The organism is Metabacillus litoralis (assembly GCF_003667825.1).
Lineage (GTDB): Bacteria > Bacillota > Bacilli > Bacillales > Bacillaceae > Metabacillus > Metabacillus litoralis_B.
This window is the reverse complement of sequence record NZ_CP033043.1, coordinates 1299515-1322710: the sequence shown is the minus strand read 5'-3', so window position 1 is coordinate 1322710 and position 23196 is coordinate 1299515. Positions and strand designations below refer to the sequence as shown.

Genomic DNA, 23196 nt, shown 5'->3' with positions numbered 1-23196 from the left:
GTGATCTATTATTATATTTAAAAATCAATAAAGAAAGCCCTTCTATCAGAACGTTTCAATGGATCGTAAATTTGCCATAAATAATCCTCATAATTCCACAAAAAAATAACTTTTTTAAAAAATAAATGATTTAGAGGTTTTTAATTAGCGTGAATAGGGTATAGGACAGGGGTTAAAAGTACTAAGAGGAGGTATTGACATGTGTTCCCATAAATAAAATGAAAATAGATTTGTTGTTTTAACTTTTTAACCACCTAAGAATGGAGATAAGAAAGATGGACTTCAAGAAAAATACAAAAAGTAAAATCACCGATAAAATGGATGTTAAAGTAAGTATAAGACTTAAAATGATCGTAGTGGTAATCGTAAGTTTAGTAATTAGTTCGCCAATTTCTCAATATATAAACCTTTTATTAAAAGAATATGTGGACGGTAGTTTTGGAGTTTTCGTCAACACCTCTATTACTCTTTTAGTTGCAACTGTCATCATATCATTAGCTACGAGATTTTTAATTATTAATCGAATTAAAAAAGTACTAGAGGCAACAAAATTAGCTGCAAATGGGGATTTGACAATTATTATAGAAGAAAACTCAAAAGATGAAATCGGTCAATTAGCATCATCATTTAATTTAATGATCAGTAATTTACATAAAGTAGTGACAAAAACTAATGATACATCTGCTAAAGTTGCTTCGTATTCAGAAGATTTTAAAGTTAGTACCGAACAAAGCAGTGCTTCAGTTGAGCAAATATCAAATGCCATTCAAGCTATTGTATCTGGTTCAGAACTACAAACAGCGAAAACATCCGAACTCTTTAAATCTTCTAAATTAGTTAGTGACGAATTAAACAATGTTGCAGCTTCTATTCAAACGATTTCCGATTTAGCTAATGTAACAAACGATAAGGCAGATTCTGGATTAAAGTTAATAGATGAAACGATTAATAAAATGGATACAATACAACATTCAGTTCTGTCCTCTTCGCAAAAAATGAATACTTTGGGAGAAAAATCTAAGGAAATCAGTCAAATTGTTTCCTTAATAACTAACATTGCGGATCAAACAAACTTACTAGCTTTAAATGCTTCAATCGAAGCCGCACGAGCTGGGGATGCAGGTAAAGGATTTGCTGTAGTGGCCGAAGAGGTTAGAAAGCTAGCAGAGGGTTCCTCTAAAGCCGGTGAAGAAATTAGAAAATTGGTAAATGAGATACAACTTCAAACCACTGAGGCTGTTGATTCTATAAATAGTGGGACGATCATTGTCGAAGATGGAAGAGGCATGGTTTATAAGAGTGGTGAAGCGTTTAAAGACATTGTTCAATATGTTCACAACATAGGAAATAAGTCAGACTCAGCAATTAAAGCTATGGTCATGGTTGATGAGAGAACAAAGACAACGACCGAAAGCATCAGAGAAATAGATGACATTGCAGTGCAAGCCTCATCTAGTGTCCAAAATGTTGCAGCTACTGTAGAAGAGCAATCTGCTTCAAATGAAGAAATCACTTCTTCTGCCCAGTTGTTAAGTGAAATGGCAAATGACCTAAGAGTAGAAATAAGTAAATTTAAAATTTGATTTTTCCGAAAAAACAATCATTACTCTAATAGAGTTGATTGTTTTTTTATTTTCCATTCATTACAGCAATAGATTATTATGTCTGCTAAATATTTGCTGTATCGAAGAAGGCTTATTTTCTCCTCATTCATAACCTAAGAGTGAATTCACCGATCTTTGTTACAAATGCTCAAACAGTCAAAACGCTATCCCTATTCATATCAAATGATTGCCTAATCCTATCACAAGCACTTACGTAATACGAGAAGCCTGTATTATAATAAGTATAAGGTCAAAAACTATGACGTGAAACTTATGGATGAACTATCACACAATCAAAAGCAAGAGCTCGTCAACCTGATAAAACGTCATTCCGAACTGAATGGTTTGCATGAAACTGAGTAAGACGAATTCTAATGAACCATATCTATCTCTAACAATAGAGAGCAGGCGCATTCAGAAGGTAGTGACTGCCTTTGAGCTTTAACTTATCAAGATAAAAATGAAAACTTATTTAAAGAGGGATAGCATGGTAAAAAGCAAACTAGCACTCATTGGTTCAGCTGTGATTTTATGTATATGTATGAGCTTCTATTTTCCATATCCTACTAATAAAACAATTGACGCACGGGCTTCATTCATGATGTTACCAATTCGAGACCAAGATGGGTACGTTGTACTCGGAATCATTGGATCTTTCTTGTTTATTCTGGCAATGATTTTACTTGGTATTGGTTTAAAGAAATATCGTGTAAGAACGATGATCATCGTTATATTGGTCTATTCAATTCTACCAACACTTTTGATTACCATGTATCAAGAAACCTTAGCTAAGGGGATAGCAGCCATTTCGTATGATGGAAGTGGTACCTGTCAATTTGATCATGTGAGCGAAGATCTATTAAATGGGGAATGCTCAATCGTTTTGCATAATCGCAGCAGTGAATCTGTTTCATTTGAAATAGAATTTTTAGATTCTTTTTTCCCTGAAGATGAAGTACGAATGGAGTCGCTCATGAATTTGAATGGCCCTCACATATTTACAATAGAAGGAAATAGTGAAGAAACGATTGAAGTAAAAGCGTTACTTGACCTAACAGATGTGCCGAATCCTATTGGTGGGGGAACCTCAACGGGTATTCATATTAAGTTAATAGAGGGAGAGGACATTCGCATTTTATAGTTAATCCATATGATTCTTCTGTGTTTCTAGATAAAGTATCCAGCTCTTAGATAACCAATAATGAAAGGGTGAATGATAGATGATCGTTCATTTTAAAGATAGTCAATTATTTTATGAAACGTATGGAGAGGGACATCCTATTCTTATTTTACATGCTATGGGAACAGATCATCGCTCCATGACAGCCTGGATCGAGCCTATTTTTCACAATATGAAAGGCTTTCAGCGAATTTATATAGACATTCCAGCTCACGGGAAAAGTAAGATTGGGAAAAGTCTAAAGTCTACTCAAGATTTCTTAGATATAATTCTTTCTTTTATAGAGACTGAGTTAAAAGTTCACACATTTTCGTTAGTAGGTCATTCTTATGGAGGGTATTTAGCTCAAGGAATTTTTAGTAGAAAAAGAGATTCCGTAAAGAGCTTGTGTTTACTTGCACCTGCCATCCATAAAAAAGAAAGAACCTTACCAATAAAAGTGGTAAGAGAAGTAGATGAGGATGTATTGAAAACAATAGATCCCGAGGTTAGAGGTGCTATTAACACTTTACTTGTTTATCAAACAAAGGAAAATATTGAATCCTTTCTCCGTACAATTCAGCCAGGTCGTTTATTAGCAGATCGCGAGTTTCTTTTGTCTAATTGGAGGGAAGAGGGGTATTACTTGAAGAATGACCCGTTTAGCGACATGAACAATTTACATACTCCTACACTTTTTATTTTAGGGAAACAGGATTCTATTTGCGGTTATCGTGATTATCTTCCTTTTCTGGATATGTTTTCTAATCTTTCCTTTTCAGTCCTTGATCAGGCGGGTCACTTGATGACGATTGAAAAAAGAGCGGTCGTTCAGAGTTTATTTAAAGACTGGTTACTATCTAGTAAACTAAAAAAAGAGATATCCGAATGAGGATTTCTCTTTTTTGCTTAGAACCTATTCTATTATTCTAGAATCAAGCTCAATAACATGTGCAAATAAACCGCCAAATTGACCTTCATTCCAATAGATATTCACCAAATACTCATAGCCACCATGCTCAAAGCCAATAACACTGTTTTTCCCAACCTCGTATGGTATCTCGATTTCATAGTATTCCTCTTCTACAGGATCTGCCTCTCCGCCTTTGAATAGAACACGAATCGTATTAGCTGCGTCTTCAACCACCTCAACAGAAATGACTCTTGGTCCATCAAAGGTATTCATGTCAGCCAATTCCATTTCTAGGATGTGAAGATTACTCGCAATGTTTAAGTAAATAGATTCCTGTTCGATTTTTTCTAGAAAGCGATCAATCAAAATAAATCGATCTAGAACATAATCAACATTCACTTCATTTTTAGCCAATTCTTGTTTTGCCCGTTCCAGTTCAATAAAGGCAGATACAGGATAAATAATTCTGTTTTGCTCTAATCTTGCTGGATTTACAAACTTTTCACGAAAGGCATCACGATTTGGCTTTCCATACACTCGTGAAACAACTCGGTCTAGCTTTTTGATTTCTGCAGAGAGATTGTTATAAAGAATAACTGTCTCATGATTCATGACAAGAGAATCATTGCGTTTTTTAAGCTCTAATCTTTTTGCCTCTACAGATTGTCCAACTTTTAAAGCATCAATATAAGTGGCTGATTTATCAATTTGTTGTTTCACATTACTAGATAATCTAGCTTCTAATTGAGTTTTAGCTGTGCTTTTCTTTAAGGAAGAAACAATAGTGACTGCTTTTTGATAATAAGTTTTCGTATCATTATAAAGCTTCATATCTATGTCTCTAATTCCATTGTTTCTTTCCACAGACATTTGCCATTTTAATGATCCTCCATAGCTTTCTGCTTTCTTCACAGCAAGTTGGGCTTCATTTAACGTTGCTGCACTTGCATTAATAGGGTAAAACGCTACAAATAGGAGAAACATGAAACCAATTGCGCTTCTAAATACCTTCACTCTGTGTTCACCTCGAAATAATAGTTGTAAAAGAAGTATAGTCATTTTTGAAAGCCCTGTCTTTATGAAATTGGAACCATTTCCATGCATGTTCGACATAACGTTCCACAAAACGATTCTCATAGTTAAAAAGGACTATTTTTTACAAGGTAAACATGATAAAATAAATGAAATAATTAAAAAAAATTCACTGAAAAGGCAAAATCATTGAAAAATGATGACGCAAAGCTACAGACCTACGGGGAAACCTATGGTGGCTGAGTTTCCAAAGGAATAACGATTTAAGGTTATTTCCATTTGGAAGTAGCCTTTTATTTTTATAAAGCTTTTATTTTTAATTAAGTGGGGGATTGCTATGCTAAAGATTGGTCGACTACCTACAACCACACTTTTTGTATCCGCTTTCATTTATTTCACTTGGAAGATCTTTATACATGATCCTTTACTAGAATCTTTAGGACTTACTTTCGTTCAAATCATTGTTGGAATTCTTAGCTTGATTTGGCTCATAAAAGCTTATAAAAGTATGAGTAAGAAAAGTAAATACTTTTGGCTTTTATTAGGAATCGGTGTCATTCTGACAATACTATCAAATACTTTATGGTTTAAGCACCAATTGTTTGAAAGTACAACCCTGTTTCCTGATAACTCTTATTTCATTTGGCTTTTAGCTTATATGTTCTATTTATCGGCCTTGATTTATAAAGTAAGAGAATTTAGTCTTATTGCATCAACTAGCTCCTACATATTTAATATCGTTGTTTTTATGATATCAGCTACAGCCGTTAGTGCACATTATTTAATAAGACCGAATATCTTAAAATCGGAATCTTTTATCATGATTATCACAAATATTGCCTATCCTATTATAAGTTTAAGTATATTATTTGTTATAACGATTCTTTACTATTTAATTCAACAAGTTAAACAAGAAGAGAATATGTTTTTATATCTTATTATTGGGTTCTTTTTGCAAGTAATAGCTGATTCTTATTACGCATATCAAGCGACGATGGAAACGTATCAGCCTGGAGGTTTGTCGGATTTTCTATGGATGGTGTCAATCTTATTGATAGGAATTGGAGGCTATTACGCTAAGAATAATAGGGCCGAAACAAGATTGCACATTATGAATCCATTCGATACTAGAGAAAGAATTTTTCCATACTTTAGTGTAATCGTTCTGATTGTTTTAGTTACACATAGTTATGAATGGAAACTAAATCTTCTTAGTTTAGGTTTGGTCATTGTTATGAACTTGATTATAGCTCGCCAACTTAGAGTTTTAACTAAAAATAAAAAGCTTGTGGAAGAGTATAAATTTTTGGCTTATCATGATCCATTGACTGGTTTAAATAATCGAGCTAGCTTTCAAGAGGATTTAAGTGAAAGATTGAATCATGCTACTAATAAAAGCATGGCTGTCTTATTATTAGACCTTGATCGATTTAAAGTAATAAATGATACACTAGGACATTATCGCGGAGATCACGTTTTGATAAAAACAGCAGAACGACTTAGCGACGCTTTAGATGATTCTGCTCAAATTTATAGACTAGGCGGAGACGAGTTTGTCATCATCGTTTCTGAAGGTTTAGAAGAACAATGTTCAATGATAGCCCATAGGATATTAAATGAATTTACGCAGCCATTTCGAATAGATGAACATGAAATTATCGTCACACCAAGTATAGGGATTAGTAGATATCCTGATCATGGAGATAATGGTGAGGACCTTCTTAAAAATGCTGATGCTGCCATGTATCTAGCGAAGGAAAATGGGAAAAACAACTTTAAATTTTATAACACGGAACTAGAAAAAATAAATACTAGAAAAATGAAAATAGAAAATGAACTGCGATGTGCTATCGAAAAAAATCACTTTTCTCTTTCTTATCAGCCAAAGGTAGATTTAGAGACTAATAAGATCAATGGCATGGAAGCGTTGCTGCGTTGGAATCACCCTGAATTAGGTATAATTTCGCCTGTTGAATTTATTCCCATTGCGGAAGAAACAGGACAAATTATCTCTATTGGAGAATGGGTGCTAAAGACAGCATGTAAGCAGAGTAAAGCATGGCAGGAAAAAGGCTATCCATCTTTATGTGTTTCAATCAATGTTTCTGTAAGGCAACTTAAAAATAAAGATTTTGTTGAAATTGTCAGTCAAGCTCTACAAGAGTCAAGGCTAGAGCCACAATTTTTAGAATTAGAAATTACAGAAAGCATTATGCAAGAGATAAATGTTAGTATTCATATTTTAAATCGTCTAAGAAAGTTAGGAATTAAAATTTCTATAGATGATTTTGGAACTGGATACTCCTCCTTACATGTGCTTCAGCAGCTACCGATCGATACGATAAAAATTGATAAGTCTTTTATTAAAAATCCAGACGATCATAACCAACAGATGATGATCAAAACCATTATTGATTTGGGAAACAACATGAATTTAAATGTTGTAGCTGAGGGAATAGAGAAGGAAAATCAAGTAAGAATTCTACTTGAAAATGGTTGTAAAATTGGACAAGGCTATCTCTTTTCACAAGCAGTGAATTCAATCGAGTTTGAAAAGAAATTTTTAGAGAAAATATCATAACGATTTCCAAAGCCACATTCATCGCGAATGTGGCTTTGGTTGTAGGTAGTGTCTTAATCCGCAATAACTAATCCTAAGATTGCCGCAAATTGAACGGCCTGATAGGAAGAAACTTTACAGCCCTGAAGATCAGATAATGACACAGTGAGTGAATCAAAGGAAGACGTACTAATATCTATTCCTTTGAGAGATGTGCTTTCAAAGCTTGCACTGTTTATGTTACACGTTGTAAAATCGACCTTTTTAAATTTGCATTCATAAAAATCGGCGCTTTCTAATGATGTATCTTGAAAGATGACTTTTTCTAGTTTTGAATTCCCAAAACCTGATAAGTTAAGTAAATTATTTTGAAAGTGAACATTTCCAAAGCTAGATTCAGTTAGATCTACACCAAGTAGCTTACAATTTTTAAATTCAACTCTGTGTATAGAAGAAGAATTCATTTTTGCATTGGAAAAATCACAGTTTTCAAAAATAACATCTGTGATATCAATTTTAGAAAAGTCTGTAGAGTTAAACTTGCAATTTTTAAAGAGCATCTTATAAAATCGAGCTCTAGGAAGTACTTCATTATCAAATAAAGCATCATTAATTTGACACATTTCTAGTTCTAAGTCTTCTTCATAGAAAATATCAGTAAAATTTTTCAATGGTAAGCTATCTTGATTTTGTATTTTAGGTGATTCAATTTTCATTATTAAAATTCCCTCTCTGAACTATGGTTTTTATCTTTTTCCCTTATTTATAACTTTAAAATAAAGAAGATAAGTTTTTAAGTCTTTATTTTTTTGTAAAAATGTGGACAAAGGCGATTTTTAAGAGATAGAAAGAGGAAACCTCCCATGTAAAGTATGGGAGGTTTCTACTAAGAACTCTATTTTTTTACAGCATGAATATAATGAATTGTCTCAAACGCAGACAAATAATCTGAACGATTACTAAAAAATTGCTGTTGTATCGTTTCAGGTGATAAATGCTCATAAATGAGTAAACCAGACTGTTCTAACATTTTCTCCATTTCTTCATAAGTAAAAGATGATTTCATCTGTTCACCACTAGCAGATGCCATTTTCACCATATTTTGAACTCTATTAAACTTTCCTTTTTCTTCGAAAAGATGTTCATCTCCATAATCAAAAACGATGGAACTTCCTTGAGGGACTTTACTAAATAATGTAGAAATCAAATTAGCATTTTCTTGTTTTGTTAAATAATAAGAAACACCTAACAGACTAAAAAATGTTTTATGTTCAGGATGAAACCCTTCTTTCACAAGACTTTGTATCGTAAAGTCCTTTGTAAAATCACCCGGAACAAAATGAAGAGTATCTGGAATTTCATCATTTGCTAACCGACTCTTTTTATTTTCCTGTGTTGCAGGATGATCAACCTCAAATACTTCTAAATGTAATTCCTGGTTTCGCAGACAGAAGGAATCAAATCCAGCTCCTAAAATAACATATTGTTGAACACCTAGAGCGATTTCATTTTTTAATACTTGTTCACAATAAGCCGCACGTGATAGAGGCGTAGGAGAAAGTTGGATTTGCGTGATCCATTTTAAAATTTCATCCGGTTTATTTTTTAACTTTTCAGCAATGTCTTGATTGAAAAGCTCAATACTATTTATCAGGTTTTCGCGAATATCTATAAATTCTTCTTGGGTAAGTAAGTTTTTGGCAATATAGTCATTAAAAATATGGGGTGTATCATACATACTATGGTAGGCTCGACTAAAGGCTGTAATCAAGGAAGTTACACTGGATTCATTTTTCTTCATCACTTTTCCTCCGATATAACAAAAATAAGATTCCCCTGGCCAGGAGAACCTTATTATACACACAAATAGTTATTTGGTAAATTATAGCATAAATAAATTTTTTTGTCAATTTTCCCGCTTAAACCCTTACCATTTACTACCATTTGTTTTATGATAGGGGAAAGACAATTTATTAAAGGGGGATGAAATGAAAAAGTTAGCGGTTATCCTTTTTATTCTAATCATAAGTGGTTGTGATATAAAAGAGCCATCATCATCTAGTGACACACAGGTGCTCACACATGATGTTGAACAGAATGGCATTGCCTTACAAGCTACTATAGAGATGGAAAAAGAGATAAACATAAATGCATCAATCACCAATACGAGTAAAGAGGCAATTGTTTATAACGATCGATGTGGTATTCCTTTTAGTATTTCTATAAAAAAAGATGATGCACATATATATCTTAACAGTAATGGAGAAGAAATGAATTGTGAAAGTGTTCTTGATCCGAAAGATTTAAAGAAAATGGAGCCTAATGAAACATTTGAGAAGCAAGTTACCTTTAAACGTGAAATAAACTTAACAGATCAAAGTACTGTTCAAGCACTAGGTGGCATGTATGAGGTATCTTTTTCTTTCCAAAAGCATGATAACGATTCTTTCATATCATTATTCCCTATAGAGTTGGACACTGATAAAGATCCTGAAATATTAACTGTTGAGCAAGCAAGAGACAGGGCAAAGGAAAAGGATGAAGTGAAAAAATGGTTTGAGGAACATGAAGGTGAAGGGATGATTATTGAATCAGAAGAAAGCATTTTAAACGATGGAATATGGACAGTTATTTTTCGTGCAATTCACAAAGATGGTGCAGATCGAATAATCATTAACATGGATGCAAAGTCTGGTGAATTTGGAGAAGTTCACTATGATAAGGTAGGGTTAGAGACATTAAAATTGCTAAATGAATAAGTCCCTTACAGTCAGGCATGAACTAGTAACAGCAAATGCCTGACTTTTTGTCATTTATTCTTTTTCATTTTCTTTAGAATCTAATTGGTAATGCTCGTTAAGATATGGATTTTCAGTTGTTGCAAAGTTTACAGATAGAAGACTCATTTCTGGATCCATTCCATAATAGCCTTTTAACTGATCAGGTTGGAGTTCACCGCTGCAAAATTGTGGTTCTTTTTTTTCATTCATGAACATTCTCCTTTCTGCGTTATTTTTTTATATAAAAAAGGTAATTATTCGGTTGAATCATGATAAAGTCAACTTTTATTTATTAATGAAGGATCAAGTAATAAATTGTTCAGTCAAACTAAAAAAGACAGACTACTTAAATAGTCTGCCTTACTTAATATCCTATTTATTAGTAACCACCGTAGCCTCCACCTACGTAAGAAGCACCAATGATGATTAAAAGGATAAATAGGACAACGATTAGTGCAAAACCTGCACCAGAACCGTAACCATATCCGCCACTCATATCTTACACCTCCTTTTCATGAGGTTAATATATAGTATGATTTGACTAAGGCTTTGATTGGACGGCTGTATGAATTCTTCCTGATAAAATCAGAAATGTACACCATGACCAGAGATGCAAAGAACTCAGCATTCACCTTGTAGGAAGGTACTGGGCAGGAAAAAAAGTGAAACTTACATTTTTTACTACCGTATTATTATCATAGGAAAAGGACGAAAACTATTTGGGGGGAAGCAGATGGATCCCATGAATATGATCACAATAGGTTTTCCAATTGTTATTGTTTTGTTAGTTATAATCAGTTTTTATAAGGTTTTCATTAAGAAAAAAAGTGCAAGTCCTTTTTATACACCCTTTGACGAAATCACAGGACAAACAGAAGTGTCATTTCATGAAGAACAAGAAATTCTAACCGAAGATGAGAAACAAGATGATGGTAATAAAAAGTGATGATCTTATAGCGTTAATGGTTTGAAGGAAAATGTTCTTTTATGGAGGTGTTAAAATGGGAAGAGAACTTCAATTTGGTGAAGATGAACTAATTTTACATTTAACCGGTTTAACAGGGTATTTTGCTTTAAAACGAAAAGTACACATTCCTTACAAGACAATCGAAAGTGTCTTAGTTGATTATTTTGATGCGCCTCGGTGGATGCTCAGAATGCCTGGCACTTCTTTGTCTCCATTACATATTTATGAAGGCAGTTTTAAGTTTGCTAATGAATGGTATTTTTTATCTTATGAACGTTTAGAACCGCTGGTTATTATTGAGTTAGAGGGTCATGTAAAATATAAATATGTGATTTTTCAAGTACCTAACCCCACTGAAATAGCCTCGAAAATAAGAAAATATCTAAATGAGAATATTAAATGAACCTTTTCATCTATTCAATTGTATAAGGTAGTAAAAGAATGAAAGGGAGTGTAGCACATGGCATTAGGTTGGCTTATTAGTACGATTGTTGCTGGTTTACTTGGTACGACATTTGCTTTGTTAATCGCAACAATGAATAAAAAAGTGGTAAAAAACCATAAAGGTGATATAGATTTTAGTAAGTCAGATATCTATTTTCACTGGACGAGATGGGATTATACAATAATTTTAGCAGCTGCTTACACATTTTTATGTATTACAGGGCTTTTTGTTTTTTTACTACGTGGCGACAACATTGATAGTCCGTGGATTCAATTTTTTGTACACCAAACATTCGTTTTTTCCTTAATTACATTTATTTGGTTTATCACAAGAATTGCTTTTGTTTTTAAAGGGATAAAAGAACGGTGGTCTCATGAGTTTAAATAAAGATTTCTCATATGCTGATGACGGAAAGCATGATGAACAATCGATCGAGGAATTATTTGTTATCTATAAACCTTCAATCTATCAATTCGTTTATCGATATTGTCAAGATGAACAACTTAGCATTGATATTGTGCAGGATACGTTTATAAGGTTTCATAAATATCATGAAACGTTTGACGAGAGTAAATCTAGTGTAAAAACCTTTTTATTTCGTATGGCGTATCAAATTATGATTAATCGTCTGAAACGTCGAAGTCGCTTTAAAAAGCTTTTGCCATTTTTATATCATCAAAACGACCAGCATGAATTACCACTAGAAGATAAACTAACGATTCAATCAGCCATTCAACAGCTCCCCGATGATCAACGTGCCGTTATTCTCTTAACCTATTACCACGATCAAACACAAAAGGAGATCTCTAAAATTCTTGAGATTCCAATAGGTACTGTAAAATCAAGACTGCATACATCTTTGAAAAAATTAAAGGTTATATTGGAGGTAAAAGAATGAGTAGAAACGAGATTCCAAAGGAGCTTCAAAAACGTTTGGAAGAATTTCATGTGAAAGTACCTGACATCCCCTTTAAAAAAAGTAAGGTAGATCGTATAGCAAACTGGATTTATGCACCTGCAAAAAGTCCAATAGATCTACTTAATATTAAAGGATATTCCATCACACGACTTGTGTTATATCCGTTTATTTTGCTACTCGTTGTGTTTATAACACCTATATTCTTTATTTGAGAGAATGATCAAACAGACAGTAAGGATAACCCCCTTGCTGTTTTTTCTTATACGAATTCTCAAACTTGATTAGGACAACCTACTAAAAAGGAGGGAGTCGTCATGGGATTTCGAATTTTGTTTTTACTTATTTTCAACTGTATTCTTTTTTCAACGATTGCCAGTGCTGAAATACCACTAAAAGCAGCATTTATTAGAGACCATCAACTGTGGATCAAAAACGGTGACCAAGAAATACAGCTTACAAATGAGGGCTATGTAAATTCACCTCAATGGTCACATGATGGTCAATTTTTAGCTTATCTGAAAAGTGAAAAGCTTGGCGAGGCATCAAATTTATTTATCTATGATATGAAAAAGAAAGAGAATTACAAGCCTTACGTCGTCGTCGAAACATCAGATTTTAAATGGTCACCAATTAACAATCAATTAGCCTATACTTCTGGCGGCGTGTTAAATGTAACGAAAATGAAGAATAGTCGCCCGCACGGTTTTGAAAATGTCGCATTAGGTGTAAACGGCTTTGAATGGTTTCCAAATGGAACAGAATTTATTGTTTCTTCGCAAGCCAACTTACTTCCTACAGGATGGGGTCCAGTACAGCTATTTAGAATTCCTATTGATGCAAAGCTAAACTCAAATAAAATCAAAGCATTTTATACGATTAAAACAAAAGTTCCTGATTTATTTTTCATTTATGCTGATTATTTTAAGTGGAGTTATGATGGGAAATGGGTAAGCTTTATAGGCGTACCAACTGCGTCCTGGTCGATGGACAGTAACACTTTATGTGTACTTTCCGAGCAAGGAGAACAATTTCAACAGGTTGGGAAAATGCTAGGATATCCGGATTGGGTGAAGTGGGCTCCAGCTTCTGAACAGTTAGCTTATATTTCTGGAGAAGGGAGATTCTTCGTAGAAAACAAGAATCTCAAAATAAAAGAGATGCCTACCTCTACAAACCAAAGAGAATACACACCTAAAGGTTTTGTCGATCTTGACTTAGAATGGTACTCTTCTGAAAAAATGATCGTTGCTCGTGCTAAAGAAAATAAAGAGTGGGAGGAAGGACCAGTTCCTACAATGAAAACAGCTCTTTATCTGATTTCGTTAAAAACAAACGAGCAATATCAATTAACTAATCCGAGAAGTAATGAGCTTGATATAGATCCTCAAGCGGTTTCTTCTTATATCACTTGGGTTCGTAAAGCATCAACAGAGGAATCACATGGTGATGTTTGGATGAAAAAGGGGTTAGATAGTAAAGAAGAAATATGGCTGAAAAATGTTGATTCTGCACCTGTTTTCTTTATAGAGTAAGTTTCAGCTACAGGGTAGGATTGCTATGAAAAAGTTTTTTTCCACTCTTGCATTTATTTCTTGTTTTTAACAAAAAATAGAAACAATGACGATGAGTGGAGTGTTATGATTGAAAATTAATATGGATCAACAACAAATGGAAGCTTATGAAAAAATAAACTCTTTGATGAAGGATGTTACAGATTTAAGGGTTGAATATTGGCACCAATATTCAAATTTTCAATCTTGGCAATTTTGGGTGATATTTTTGTTGATGTTTTTGACTCCATTATTAGTATTATATTTTGTTATTGATCGAAAAAAAATGTTTCTCTTAGGGTTTTATGGTTTTAATATAAATGTATGGTTTGGAATAGTAGATACGTGGGGAAATAAACAGGGATTATGGGGATATCCTTATGAACTCACTCCTTATGTGCCAGGTAATCTATCCTTAGACACTGCACTAGTACCAGTGCTGTTTATTCTAGTTTACCAATGGACATTAAATCATAATAAAAACTTCTATTTGTACACTATTGTCTTAGCACTCTTTTTGTCATTTATTTGTAAGCCGATACTAGTCATGCACAATTTTTTTCTCCTTCATAAATGGGCGAATTATTTTTATCTTTTCATAGGCTATTGCTTGATTTTTCTTTTCTCCAAACTAATAACAAATATTTTTCTGAAAATGTCTAAAAATACATCTTCTTATTATTAAAATTGTGAATCTTTTAAGAAACATCTGATAAGGTGTGATGTTTTTCATTACATATCCAAGACAATTAGTTAAAATGGATTGTATGATGAAAAATATCAAGGAGAGAGAGTCATCTTGAAAAAGCTATTTATACTATTTGTTTTTCTATCCTGTTTAGCTGGGTGTAGCTCATCAGCACAAGATACAAAAGGAGATTCACAGGAAGTTGTGGAGATAACCGTTTCTGCTGCCGCTAGCTTAACAGATGCACTGAATGAAATCAAAAGTCAGTTCGAGAAAGAGCATCCAAACATCAAAGTTACGTTTAATTTTGGAAGCTCCGGAACATTACAACAACAAATCTTGCAAGGTGCACCAGCGGACTTATTTTTTTCAGCAGCAGAGGATAAGTTTGATGAACTGGTGAAAAAAGGGCTCATTGATGAAGAAAATGCGGTTGATTTGGTTAGTAATAAACTTGTTTTAGTAACACCTATAGAAAGTCAGAAAAAGATCGGATCGTTTAGTGATTTAAAAGAAAAAGCAAATAAGATTTCAATCGGTATTCCAGAAACAGTCCCTGCAGGAAAATATGCTAAAGAAATGCTTGAAGCAATAGGGGAATGGGGAAACATTGAGAATAAAATTGTGTATTCCAAAGATGTAAGACAAGTACTAACCTATGTAGAAACAGGAAATGTTGATGCTGGGATCGTCTACAATACGGATGCACTTGTTTCTTCCAAAGTCAACGTTATTGCAACAGCAGAAGAAGGGACACATACACCAATCATTTATCCAATTGGTGTGATAAATGAGAGTAAAAATTTAGAAGAAGCAAAGACTTTCTTTAGTTATATGAAATCAGAAAAGGCTTTGATGATTCTAGAGGAATATGGATTTTCGAATTTATAACTTATCAGAAAAGAAGAGAACAAAGTCTCTTCTTTTTCTTATTCCTTGATCCCAATAACTCGAATTCTTTTATAATCTGCGATCCAACAACCATCTTGATAGAGAGATTCCCTTAGATTATTTTCTACATGTTTAATTAATCGCTCTTTTTCATATTCGTTTTGATTCTTAAACATTTCCCCCGCAAACATCGTGATCCAATCCCTTAAGCCGCTTTCTTCATCTAAAGGAGTTGGGCGATCAAAATGACAAGCAAATGTTACATGAAATCCAACTCTTTCCATTAATGAGGTGTATTCTCCTACACTCGGAAAATACCAGGGGAATTGCTTCATGTTAAAGTCAATATCAGCAAGTTGAAATGCATTGATGATTTCATCCGTAATTTTTTGAACATTGCCTTTTCCTCCAAACTCTGCAACAAATCTACCTCCAGGCTTTAAACTAGTATATATCCGAGAAAGTGCTTGTTGCTGCTCTTTTATCCAATGTAGAGTTGCGTTAGAAAAAATGGCATCAAATGAATTGTTATATTCCATTTCTAAAACATCTTTGGCCATAAAACGTATATGTGGGTATTTCATACATGCTTGATTGATCATATTCTCGGACTTATCAATACCCGTCACATCTACCTCATATTGAAATAGCTTATCTGCCAAATCACCTGTTCCGCAGCCAATATCCAGAATTCTTTCTCCTTTTTTAGGAGATAACATGTTAATTAAGTCATGACCAAACTCTGATACAAACGAATGTTTTCCATCATATAAATGTGCGTCCCACATATCCTTTACAACTTGCTTCATGATAAATCCTCCTTTTTATAACAACCTATAAGTCTAGAAATCTGTAATACGTAATTGAATTATAGGGGATAAAAGTTATAATTAAAATTAACAAAAATGGAAAATTTTAATAACGGTTCGTTATAAGGGGATTATGATGGAGATAAGATGGTTAAAAACGTTCATTGTGTGTGCGAAGTTTGAGAATTTTAGACAAGCATCAGAAGAACTATTTCTCACTCAACCAGCCATTACAAAGCATATAAAACGTCTTGAAGAGCATTTAAACGTACACCTATTTGAAAGAAGAGGGAAAGCTGTTTTTTTAACTTCTGCAGGTCAAAAATTTCTTTCTTATGCGAAAGATTTTTTAGCAACTTATGAACAAGGAATAGACCATTTTGAGTCATGGAAGCAGGGCTATCATCGCAAATTAACCATTGCAACAGCGCCGCAAATTGCCTCATCTTTTTTACCTAGGTTATTAAGAGAGTTTATTAATAGTTATCCTGATATTGAAGTAATAGTAGACGTTGTAAACTCTTATGAGGTGGGAGAAGCAATAAGTGGTAGCAAAGCGGACTTGGGATTATCAAGAATGACTCCTGTCCAAACAAATGTAAAAAGTGAAGCCATCCACGAGGAGCCGGTTATTTTGGTTGGTCCAAATGAATGGGCAGGAAGCTTGAGAAATGAGCAGCATGCTTTATCACATTATCGACTCATCACACATAATCATCCTGATTATTGGGATTCCTTGTTGAACGAAGTGAAAAAGCATTATCCAAGAATTCGTACAATGACTGTGAATCAAGTTGAAGTAACAAAAAAATTCATAGAAAATAACTTAGGCGTTTCGTATTTACCATTTTCAATGGTGAAGGATGATCTAAAAAAGAACATTCTATCAGAAATCGTATCTGATCAAATTTCACCACCAGTTTCAGTAACCTATTTGGTAACAAAAGTAGAAACAAACGAAGTGAGAAGCTTTACTGAGTTTATAAAAAATTATCAAGGTTTTATTTAAATACATTGGCAGCTATGACGATGAATGGCCAAAGCTGCCAATTCTAAGTATGAGGGATACGAGCAACTACGTTAATCGACGAGTTTTCTGCTTAAAGCCCTTTATTACGTTTTTCTAGTTTATGTTGAAGAAGTTTTAAGTTCTTCATTAATTGTTCATATTCTGACAGCTCAATATTGCACAACACCATTTCTTTTGTCATTTTTTCGGAAATGGCTTCTTTTTCTTCTTTTGCTTTAGCTTGAAGATAGATACTAACTTTTCTCTCGTCTATTGAAGAGCGCTCTTTTTTAACCCAGCCATTTGCTTCGAGTCTTTTCACCATTGGTGTTAAAGTACCGGTACCTAGGTTCAACTTTTCTCCAAGCTCTTTTACTGTAAGTCCGTCTTTTTCCCATAAAGCCAATAACACTAAATATTGAGGGTATGTGACCCCAAATTCCTTTAGTGCTTTTGTATATAATTTTGTAAACTGGCTGCCTGTTTCATAAATAGCAAAACAAAGCTGGTTTTCTAAAGTTAAAAAATCATTCAACTAACTCATCCTTCACAACACTTATAATAGGCTAGCAATATCCTTTTCTATTTTAGCTGGATCTGTTGTTGGTGCATAGCGTTTCACGACATTTCCGTTCTTATCAACAAGAAATTTTGTGAAATTCCATTTGATTTCTTTGGATAGCACGCCTTTCTTTTGTTCTTTTAGAAATGAAAAGAGAGGATCAGCAGCATCACCGTTTACATCGATCTTTGCAAACATAGGAAAAGATACACCGTAATTTAGCTGACAAAACTGAGTTGTTTCTTCAATATTTTCATACTCCTGATCATTAAATTGACCACATGGAAATCCTAAAATCTCCAAGCCCTTACTGTTATATTTCTCATAAAGCTCTTGCAATCCACTAAATTGATTCGTTAAACCGCATTTACTTGCAGTATTCACAATAAGTAAAGGTTTTCCTTCATAATCACTTAAAGATTTTGTGTCACCGTTTGGTTTTTTAACTGTGAAATCAAATACTGTGTTCATCTTGATTTCCTCCTCGTATATATAAATCGTGTGCGATTAAATCGTACCAGATTTAGTTTGTTCTTTCAATGATATTGTTTTGTTTGGATAAGAAAAGAGGGGGCTTATGTTTGTATTTTTGGGAGGAATGATTTTCGAAAAAGATGTTTATTTAATGGGAGGCTTGTTATATATTTACTTGTGGTATGTACATAGAAGATCATTTAACTTAGAGGGAGAACACAATGAGAAAAATAACTCTATCCAACGGAAACACCGTAGAAGTTGAATGCTTAAGTTGTGCCTTAACAAGTGGATTAATTGAGCCTGAGGGCGGTATTGTGATTGAAACAGAATTCTTTCATGCACATCAAGATGTTGCCTACCCGATAAAAGGATTAGTCATTTTGGCATCTAAGCGACATATTAAGTGCTTAGATGAATTAACCGAGGAAGAAAGAATCGATTATATCACTGTTTTATCCAAAATCAGAAAGGCTCAAAGAGAAACATTAGGAATAGAGCATGTTTATTATTTTTATAACGAAGATACAACTCACCATTTTCACACATGGATGGTTCCACGCTATGAGTTCTGTCGAGTCGGTTAGACCGGTTCTTCTTCATGCTAGGAACAATATGAATAGTAAGCGAAATATGGAAGAAGTAATAAATGCGATAGGTGTTTTGAAGGAAGCTTTGAGGGATTAGTTGTAACCGGCACGGACCAGGAGTTAGGGGGTTGATTGGCTTAGTTTGCTGAAATGGGGTACAGAGCAGAACTTTTGTCTCGATTTTGAGTTAATGGGGGACACAAGTTTGCGTTTGCAGCTGATTTTTGTCTCAATTCTCGCTTTATCGGGACGCAAAATTGCTTTTACAGCTGATTTTTGTCTCGATACCCGCGTTATCTGGACACATCTTTGCTCTTTCTGCTGATTTTTGTCTCGATTACCGCGTTATCTGGACACATCTTTGCTCTTTCTGCTGATTTTTGTCTCGATTCTCGCTTTATCGGGACACAACTTAGCCCTTGCAGCTGATTTTTGTCTCGATACCCGCGTTATCTGGACACATCTTTGCTCTTTCTGCTGATTTCTGTCTCGATTCTCGCTTTATCGGGACACATATTAACTCCTACAGCTGATTTCTGTCTCGATACACGCTTTATCGAGACACATCTTTGCTCTTTCTGCTGATTTCTGTCTCGATACACGCTTTATTGGGACACATCTTTGCTCTTACAGCTGATTTATGTCTCGATACACGCTTTATCGGGACACATCTTTGCTCTTTCTGCTGATTTCTGTCTCGATTCTGGCCTAATCGGGACACATCTTTGCTCTTTCTGCTGATTTATGTCTCGATACACGCTTTATCGGGACACATCTTTGCTCTTATAGCTGATTTATGTCTCGATTCTGGCCTAATCGGGACACATCTTTGCTCTTACTGCTGATTTCTGTCTCGATTCTTGCTTTATCGGGACACATATTAACTCTTACAGCTGATTTCTGTCTCGATTCTGGCCTAATCGGGACACATCTTTGCTCTTACTGCTGATTTATGTCTCGATACACGCTTTATCGGGACACAAGTTTGGCTCTTGCAGCTGATTTATGTCTCGATTCTCGCTTTACCGGGACACATATTAACTCTTACAGCTGATTTATGTCTCGATACACGCTTAATCGAGACACATCTTTGCTCTTACACCAGATTTCTGTCTCGATACTCGCTTTATCGGGACACAACTTAGCCCTTGCAACTGATTTCTGTCTCAATACCCGCTCAATCGGGACACAAATTAACTCTCCCACCAACAAACTGTCTCGATACAAAGCATATCGAGACATGTAACGATCCCACCAGCCAACTAAGAGGATATAGGTGCCAGTTCCTTCGCCAAGAAACCCACAAGAAAGGCACCCTTAAAATAACCGCTTCCTTATTGTTTAAATTGATCAGAATTTTCTCGTGCGAAGGCACCGCCTTCTTTGATTGTTTGATCAAGAGCTTGTTTTGCTAAGATCTCCATGCTAATTTCCTCGTTGTAGTTTTGTGCCTGAGATTTGTCTGCAGCATATCCTGCAGACAATGAGCCTTTATTTGGATTGTTTGTCATTTTTATCACTCCTTTTGTTGTTAGTATGTTCTATTGTGAGGAAAATACAGCCTATTTTAGCTTCATTCTTTCCCAATCTATAAGTTACCCTTATTGCATTTCATAAAACAATCAACATTTTCTTATCTACCTTTTTTATTATAATAAAAGTAGAGATATAAACTTACTGACAAATGAATGGGGGAGACGGAATGGATATTAAAAAAGATGTTCAAAAGCAATTTGGGCGAAGTGCTGATGAGTATGTAAAAAGTAGTGGTCATCGCAAGGGAGCAGATTTACAAAAATTAGTGGAAATAGCTCGTGTGACAGGGGTTGAACATGTCCTTGATGTCGCAACTGGAGGAGGACATACAGCAAACGCTTTTGCGCCTCTTGTCCACAAAGTAACAGCTGTGGATTTAACACCTGAAATGCTAACGGCTGCTGAAACGTTTATCAAGGGAAATGGTTATTCAAATGTTGTCTTTGTTGAAGGTGATGCAGAAAAGCTTCCTTTTCAAGATCATTCATTCGATCTGGTTACTTGCCGTATTGCTCCACACCACTTCCCAAACGTCCAACAGTTTGTTAGTGAAGTTCACCGGGTTTTAAAAGCTAACGGTAAGTTCCTTCTTGATGACAATGTTGCACCTGAAGGGAATGAATATGATCACTTTTATAATAAGATTGAAAAAATAAGAGATTATAGTCATTTTCGTGCGTGGAAGAAAACAGAGTGGATAAATATGTTAGAACAAGAAGGTTTTGAAATACAAGAATTATTCCGATTTGAGAAAAAATTTGAATTTGACAGTTGGTGTGATCGAATGAAAATGTCACAGGACAATAAAGAAGCACTAAATGAATATATTATAAATTGTAAGCAAAAGGTGAAAAATAAATTTCGTATAACCATTCAACATAATAAAGTTGAATCATTTCTCGGAGAAGCCCTATTGTTAAAAGCAACAAAAAATTCATAGAATCAAAGGGAGAATCGTTGTGAAAAAAATTGGCTGTATACACGCGCATTATTCAAATATAAATTATCTTGAAAAAGTATTTTCACCTTCTGATCTAGAGTTTCTTCATTTTGTTGACCCCGGATTAATGCACTGTATACAAGCTGGTCATTCCTTATCAAGAGCAGATGCTCAAGCTAAGGTGAGGGAGCAAATTGAATGGGTTGCGAACTGTCAGGTGGATGCGATCTTAATAACATGTACAAACTACATAGCTCTTCTTGAGGAAGCGGTATTAACAACAACAGTTCCAGTTATTAAGATTGATGAACCATTTTTTGAATCTCTTTGTCAGATGAAAGAACCACAAACGATTGTTTTCTCAAATCCAGCAACTGTTGAAGGAACAATGTCAAGACTTTATCAATATGCTACAGCTCATCAAAAATCAATTGATATAGAAGTTGCAGTGATTGAAAACTCATTTAACTTGATTATGAATGGTTTAAAAGAAGAATATCATCAAAAAATAGTTGAGGGTTTAGAGCAACTAAGTGAAAACAATAGAGTACTATCTGTTGCTCAATTATCCATGGTTGAGGCCGCAGAGCAGGTTGAGAATAAGACCTCGACAAAGATTATGAATCCTTTGGAGACATTAAAAACATCGATTCACAATCTAAATCTATAAAAGTAAAAGGTAGGCACAAACTACTTTTACTAGTTTGTGCCTACCTTTTTTATACAATTCAATTAAATTCTGATTCTAAACGTTTCATAAATTCTTCAGCTGCACTGTACCCTTGTTGCTTTAAGAGCCAATTGTTTGCAGCAGCCTCAATTAATCCTGCTACATCCCGACCTGGCTGAAGCTGGATTTCAACGTGTGGAACTTTAACACCCATATAATCAGTAAAAGTCTGTTCATGCTCTAATTCATTATTAAGTGAATTTTTTTCCCATTTTTTCAATTCAATATCAAGTGCGATTCGAGTTTCATCTTGAAATGCCTTTCTACCGTATAAGCGAACAACATTTAAGAGCCCGATGCTACGTAATGAGAGAAATTCCTTTGTCTTTTCATCATGAGTTCCTAGAATGGTTCGGGGACTAAGCTTTTTTAAGACAACAATATCATCAGCTACAAGTCGATGACCTTTACCGATCAACGTGTGTGCTGTTTCACTTTTCCCAACACCTGATTTACCACGGATTAAAATGCCCATTCCATATACATTCACGCATACGCCGTGTACGGCAATTTCCTCGGCAAGTGCTTTTACCATGTATGAATCAAGCTTCATCATAAATTCTGAAGTCGTTTCTGGCTCGTTTGTGCATAACAAGGGGATGTTTTCTTCAATGCAATATTGAGTCAAATATGTTAAGCCTTCTGGTCGAGCTGTTACAATAAAACAGGGTGGATGGTATTTAACAATATTACCAATTCGCATTTGACGTTCCTCTATGCTTAGCTTATGCAAATAGTTAATCTCTTTTCTTCCAAGAATTTGAACACGTTCAGTTGGAAAAAAGTCAAAATGACCAACAAACTCCAAGCCTGGGCGGTGTGATCTTGGTTGGGAAATAGGTTGCTGTAAGTTGTGAACTCCAGTTAAGACTTTTAATGAAAATTGTTTGACTAAATTTTCAACTGTTAATGTTTTCAATTCTATTTCACTCTCCGTAACCTTATCTGTACTAATTCTCGTAACGTTTGATATGTTTATCCTACTTTATATTTCTTGAATTTTCTAGTGAATTTCATGTTAAATAAAATAAATGCCAA

At 34.5% G+C, this 23196-nt stretch carries 26 protein-coding genes, 1 pseudogene and 1 riboswitch; of the genes and pseudogenes, 17 read left to right on the top strand and 10 right to left on the bottom strand.

Going from position 1 to position 23196, the window contains the following annotated elements; translation table 11 throughout:
* Positions 1 to 275: 275 nt before the first annotated feature.
* The 3 genes from D9842_RS06335 to D9842_RS06325 all read left to right on the top strand — a co-directional run bounded on the left by D9842_RS06335 (position 276) and on the right by D9842_RS06325 (position 3655).
* Positions 276 to 1583, top strand: coding sequence for a methyl-accepting chemotaxis protein (locus D9842_RS06335; protein WP_162987327.1), 1308 nt, complete (start codon positions 276 to 278; stop codon positions 1581 to 1583).
* A gap of 508 nt (positions 1584 to 2091) precedes the next feature.
* Positions 2092 to 2745: a hypothetical protein gene (locus D9842_RS06330; RefSeq protein WP_121661781.1), complete on the top strand. Its 654-nt coding sequence runs from the start codon at positions 2092 to 2094 to the stop codon at positions 2743 to 2745.
* A 79-nt stretch (positions 2746 to 2824) separates the two neighbouring features.
* Entirely contained in the window at positions 2825 to 3655 is an 831-nt protein-coding gene (locus D9842_RS06325) for an alpha/beta fold hydrolase (protein WP_121661780.1), read from the top strand.
* 24 nt (positions 3656 to 3679) lie between these two features.
* Here D9842_RS06325 and D9842_RS06320 read toward each other — a convergent pair whose 3' ends face one another.
* Positions 3680 to 4690, bottom strand: a complete 1011-nt coding sequence (locus D9842_RS06320) for a hypothetical protein (RefSeq protein WP_121661779.1) — start codon at positions 4688 to 4690, stop codon at positions 3680 to 3682.
* A gap of 187 nt (positions 4691 to 4877) precedes the next feature.
* Positions 4878 to 4960: riboswitch (cyclic di-GMP riboswitch) on the top strand.
* A gap of 85 nt (positions 4961 to 5045) precedes the next feature.
* Here D9842_RS06320 and D9842_RS06315 point away from each other — a divergent pair.
* Positions 5046 to 7289, top strand: coding sequence for an EAL domain-containing protein (locus D9842_RS06315; protein ID WP_121661778.1), 2244 nt, complete (start codon positions 5046 to 5048; stop codon positions 7287 to 7289).
* A gap of 53 nt (positions 7290 to 7342) precedes the next feature.
* Here D9842_RS06315 and D9842_RS06310 read toward each other — a convergent pair whose 3' ends face one another.
* Together D9842_RS06310 and D9842_RS06305 are read right to left on the bottom strand one after the other, a co-directional pair.
* Positions 7343 to 7984 carry a pentapeptide repeat-containing protein gene (locus tag D9842_RS06310; protein WP_121661777.1) on the bottom strand — a complete coding sequence of 214 codons (642 nt, stop codon included), beginning with the start codon at positions 7982 to 7984 and terminating at the stop codon, positions 7343 to 7345.
* Between the two features lie 179 nt (positions 7985 to 8163).
* Positions 8164 to 9069 (bottom strand): class I SAM-dependent methyltransferase, encoded by a 906-nt coding sequence (locus D9842_RS06305; protein ID WP_121661776.1) that lies wholly within the window; start codon positions 9067 to 9069, stop codon positions 8164 to 8166.
* A gap of 187 nt (positions 9070 to 9256) precedes the next feature.
* On the opposite strand from D9842_RS06305, the gene D9842_RS06300 reads away from it, so the two are divergent.
* The gene (locus tag D9842_RS06300; RefSeq protein ID WP_121661775.1) at positions 9257 to 10027 is read left to right on the top strand and encodes a hypothetical protein; all 771 of its coding nucleotides are present in this window, start codon (positions 9257 to 9259) and stop codon (positions 10025 to 10027) included.
* Positions 10028 to 10081: 54 nt separating this feature from the next.
* Here the strand turns inward: D9842_RS06300 and D9842_RS25710 are convergent, their stop codons facing one another.
* The gene (locus D9842_RS25710) at positions 10082 to 10258 is read right to left on the bottom strand and encodes a hypothetical protein (protein ID WP_162987326.1); all 177 of its coding nucleotides are present in this window, start codon (positions 10256 to 10258) and stop codon (positions 10082 to 10084) included.
* A 169-nt stretch (positions 10259 to 10427) separates the two neighbouring features.
* The gene (locus D9842_RS06295) at positions 10428 to 10544 is read right to left on the bottom strand and encodes a YjcZ family sporulation protein (RefSeq protein WP_121661774.1); all 117 of its coding nucleotides are present in this window, start codon (positions 10542 to 10544) and stop codon (positions 10428 to 10430) included.
* Between the two features lie 237 nt (positions 10545 to 10781).
* On the opposite strand from D9842_RS06295, the gene D9842_RS06290 reads away from it, so the two are divergent.
* From D9842_RS06290 to modA, 8 genes are all read left to right on the top strand, one after another.
* Positions 10782 to 10994 carry a DUF3951 domain-containing protein gene (locus D9842_RS06290; RefSeq protein WP_121661773.1) on the top strand — a complete coding sequence of 71 codons (213 nt, stop codon included), beginning with the start codon at positions 10782 to 10784 and terminating at the stop codon, positions 10992 to 10994.
* 55 nt (positions 10995 to 11049) lie between these two features.
* Positions 11050 to 11418 (top strand): hypothetical protein, encoded by a 369-nt coding sequence (locus tag D9842_RS06285; RefSeq protein ID WP_121661772.1) that lies wholly within the window; start codon positions 11050 to 11052, stop codon positions 11416 to 11418.
* A gap of 57 nt (positions 11419 to 11475) precedes the next feature.
* Positions 11476 to 11847 carry a hypothetical protein gene (locus D9842_RS06280; protein WP_121661771.1) on the top strand — a complete coding sequence of 124 codons (372 nt, stop codon included), beginning with the start codon at positions 11476 to 11478 and terminating at the stop codon, positions 11845 to 11847.
* The gene (locus D9842_RS06275) at positions 11834 to 12358 is read left to right on the top strand and encodes an RNA polymerase sigma factor (RefSeq protein ID WP_121661770.1); all 525 of its coding nucleotides are present in this window, start codon (positions 11834 to 11836) and stop codon (positions 12356 to 12358) included. Before D9842_RS06280 ends, D9842_RS06275 begins: the two co-directional genes overlap by 14 nt.
* On the top strand, positions 12355 to 12591 hold the full coding sequence (locus D9842_RS06270; RefSeq protein WP_121661769.1) for a hypothetical protein: 237 nt from the start codon (positions 12355 to 12357) through the stop codon (positions 12589 to 12591). The genes D9842_RS06275 and D9842_RS06270 overlap by 4 nt, the downstream gene beginning before the upstream one ends.
* A gap of 102 nt (positions 12592 to 12693) precedes the next feature.
* On the top strand, positions 12694 to 13911 hold the full coding sequence (locus D9842_RS06265) for a TolB family protein (RefSeq protein WP_121661768.1): 1218 nt from the start codon (positions 12694 to 12696) through the stop codon (positions 13909 to 13911).
* Between the two features lie 109 nt (positions 13912 to 14020).
* Positions 14021 to 14614 carry a CBO0543 family protein gene (locus D9842_RS06260; protein WP_232273454.1) on the top strand — a complete coding sequence of 198 codons (594 nt, stop codon included), beginning with the start codon at positions 14021 to 14023 and terminating at the stop codon, positions 14612 to 14614.
* A 114-nt stretch (positions 14615 to 14728) separates the two neighbouring features.
* The gene (gene modA / locus D9842_RS06255) at positions 14729 to 15508 is read left to right on the top strand and encodes a molybdate ABC transporter substrate-binding protein (RefSeq protein WP_121661767.1); all 780 of its coding nucleotides are present in this window, start codon (positions 14729 to 14731) and stop codon (positions 15506 to 15508) included.
* Positions 15509 to 15546: 38 nt separating this feature from the next.
* On the opposite strand, the gene D9842_RS06250 is transcribed toward modA, so the two are convergent.
* Positions 15547 to 16317 carry a class I SAM-dependent methyltransferase gene (locus tag D9842_RS06250; RefSeq protein ID WP_121661766.1) on the bottom strand — a complete coding sequence of 257 codons (771 nt, stop codon included), beginning with the start codon at positions 16315 to 16317 and terminating at the stop codon, positions 15547 to 15549.
* A 136-nt stretch (positions 16318 to 16453) separates the two neighbouring features.
* Between D9842_RS06250 and D9842_RS06245 the strand changes: the two genes are divergently transcribed.
* Positions 16454 to 17326 carry a LysR family transcriptional regulator gene (locus D9842_RS06245; RefSeq protein WP_121661765.1) on the top strand — a complete coding sequence of 291 codons (873 nt, stop codon included), beginning with the start codon at positions 16454 to 16456 and terminating at the stop codon, positions 17324 to 17326.
* 91 nt (positions 17327 to 17417) lie between these two features.
* Here D9842_RS06245 and D9842_RS06240 read toward each other — a convergent pair whose 3' ends face one another.
* Both D9842_RS06240 and D9842_RS06235 read right to left on the bottom strand, forming a co-directional pair.
* On the bottom strand, positions 17418 to 17861 hold the full coding sequence (locus tag D9842_RS06240) for a MarR family winged helix-turn-helix transcriptional regulator (RefSeq protein WP_121661764.1): 444 nt from the start codon (positions 17859 to 17861) through the stop codon (positions 17418 to 17420).
* 21 nt (positions 17862 to 17882) lie between these two features.
* On the bottom strand, positions 17883 to 18359 hold the full coding sequence (locus D9842_RS06235) for a glutathione peroxidase (protein WP_121661763.1): 477 nt from the start codon (positions 18357 to 18359) through the stop codon (positions 17883 to 17885).
* A 224-nt stretch (positions 18360 to 18583) separates the two neighbouring features.
* Between D9842_RS06235 and D9842_RS06230 the strand changes: the two are divergent.
* A pseudogene (locus D9842_RS06230) lies at positions 18584 to 19049 on the top strand (HIT family protein).
* Between the two features lie 1237 nt (positions 19050 to 20286).
* Here D9842_RS06230 and D9842_RS25705 read toward each other — a convergent pair.
* Positions 20287 to 20463 carry a hypothetical protein gene (locus tag D9842_RS25705; RefSeq protein WP_162987325.1) on the bottom strand — a complete coding sequence of 59 codons (177 nt, stop codon included), beginning with the start codon at positions 20461 to 20463 and terminating at the stop codon, positions 20287 to 20289.
* Between the two features lie 191 nt (positions 20464 to 20654).
* On the opposite strand from D9842_RS25705, the gene D9842_RS06220 reads away from it, so the two are divergent.
* Together D9842_RS06220 and D9842_RS06215 are read left to right on the top strand one after the other, a co-directional pair.
* Entirely contained in the window at positions 20655 to 21428 is a 774-nt protein-coding gene (locus D9842_RS06220) for a class I SAM-dependent methyltransferase (RefSeq protein ID WP_121661761.1), read from the top strand.
* A 19-nt stretch (positions 21429 to 21447) separates the two neighbouring features.
* A complete protein-coding gene (locus D9842_RS06215) occupies positions 21448 to 22098 on the top strand; it encodes a hypothetical protein (protein WP_373995094.1) in 651 nt (216 codons plus the stop codon).
* 58 nt (positions 22099 to 22156) lie between these two features.
* Here the strand turns inward: D9842_RS06215 and hprK are convergent, their stop codons facing one another.
* Positions 22157 to 23077: an HPr(Ser) kinase/phosphatase gene (gene hprK, locus D9842_RS06210; RefSeq protein WP_121661759.1), complete on the bottom strand. Its 921-nt coding sequence runs from the start codon at positions 23075 to 23077 to the stop codon at positions 22157 to 22159.
* Positions 23078 to 23196 lie beyond the last annotated feature (119 nt).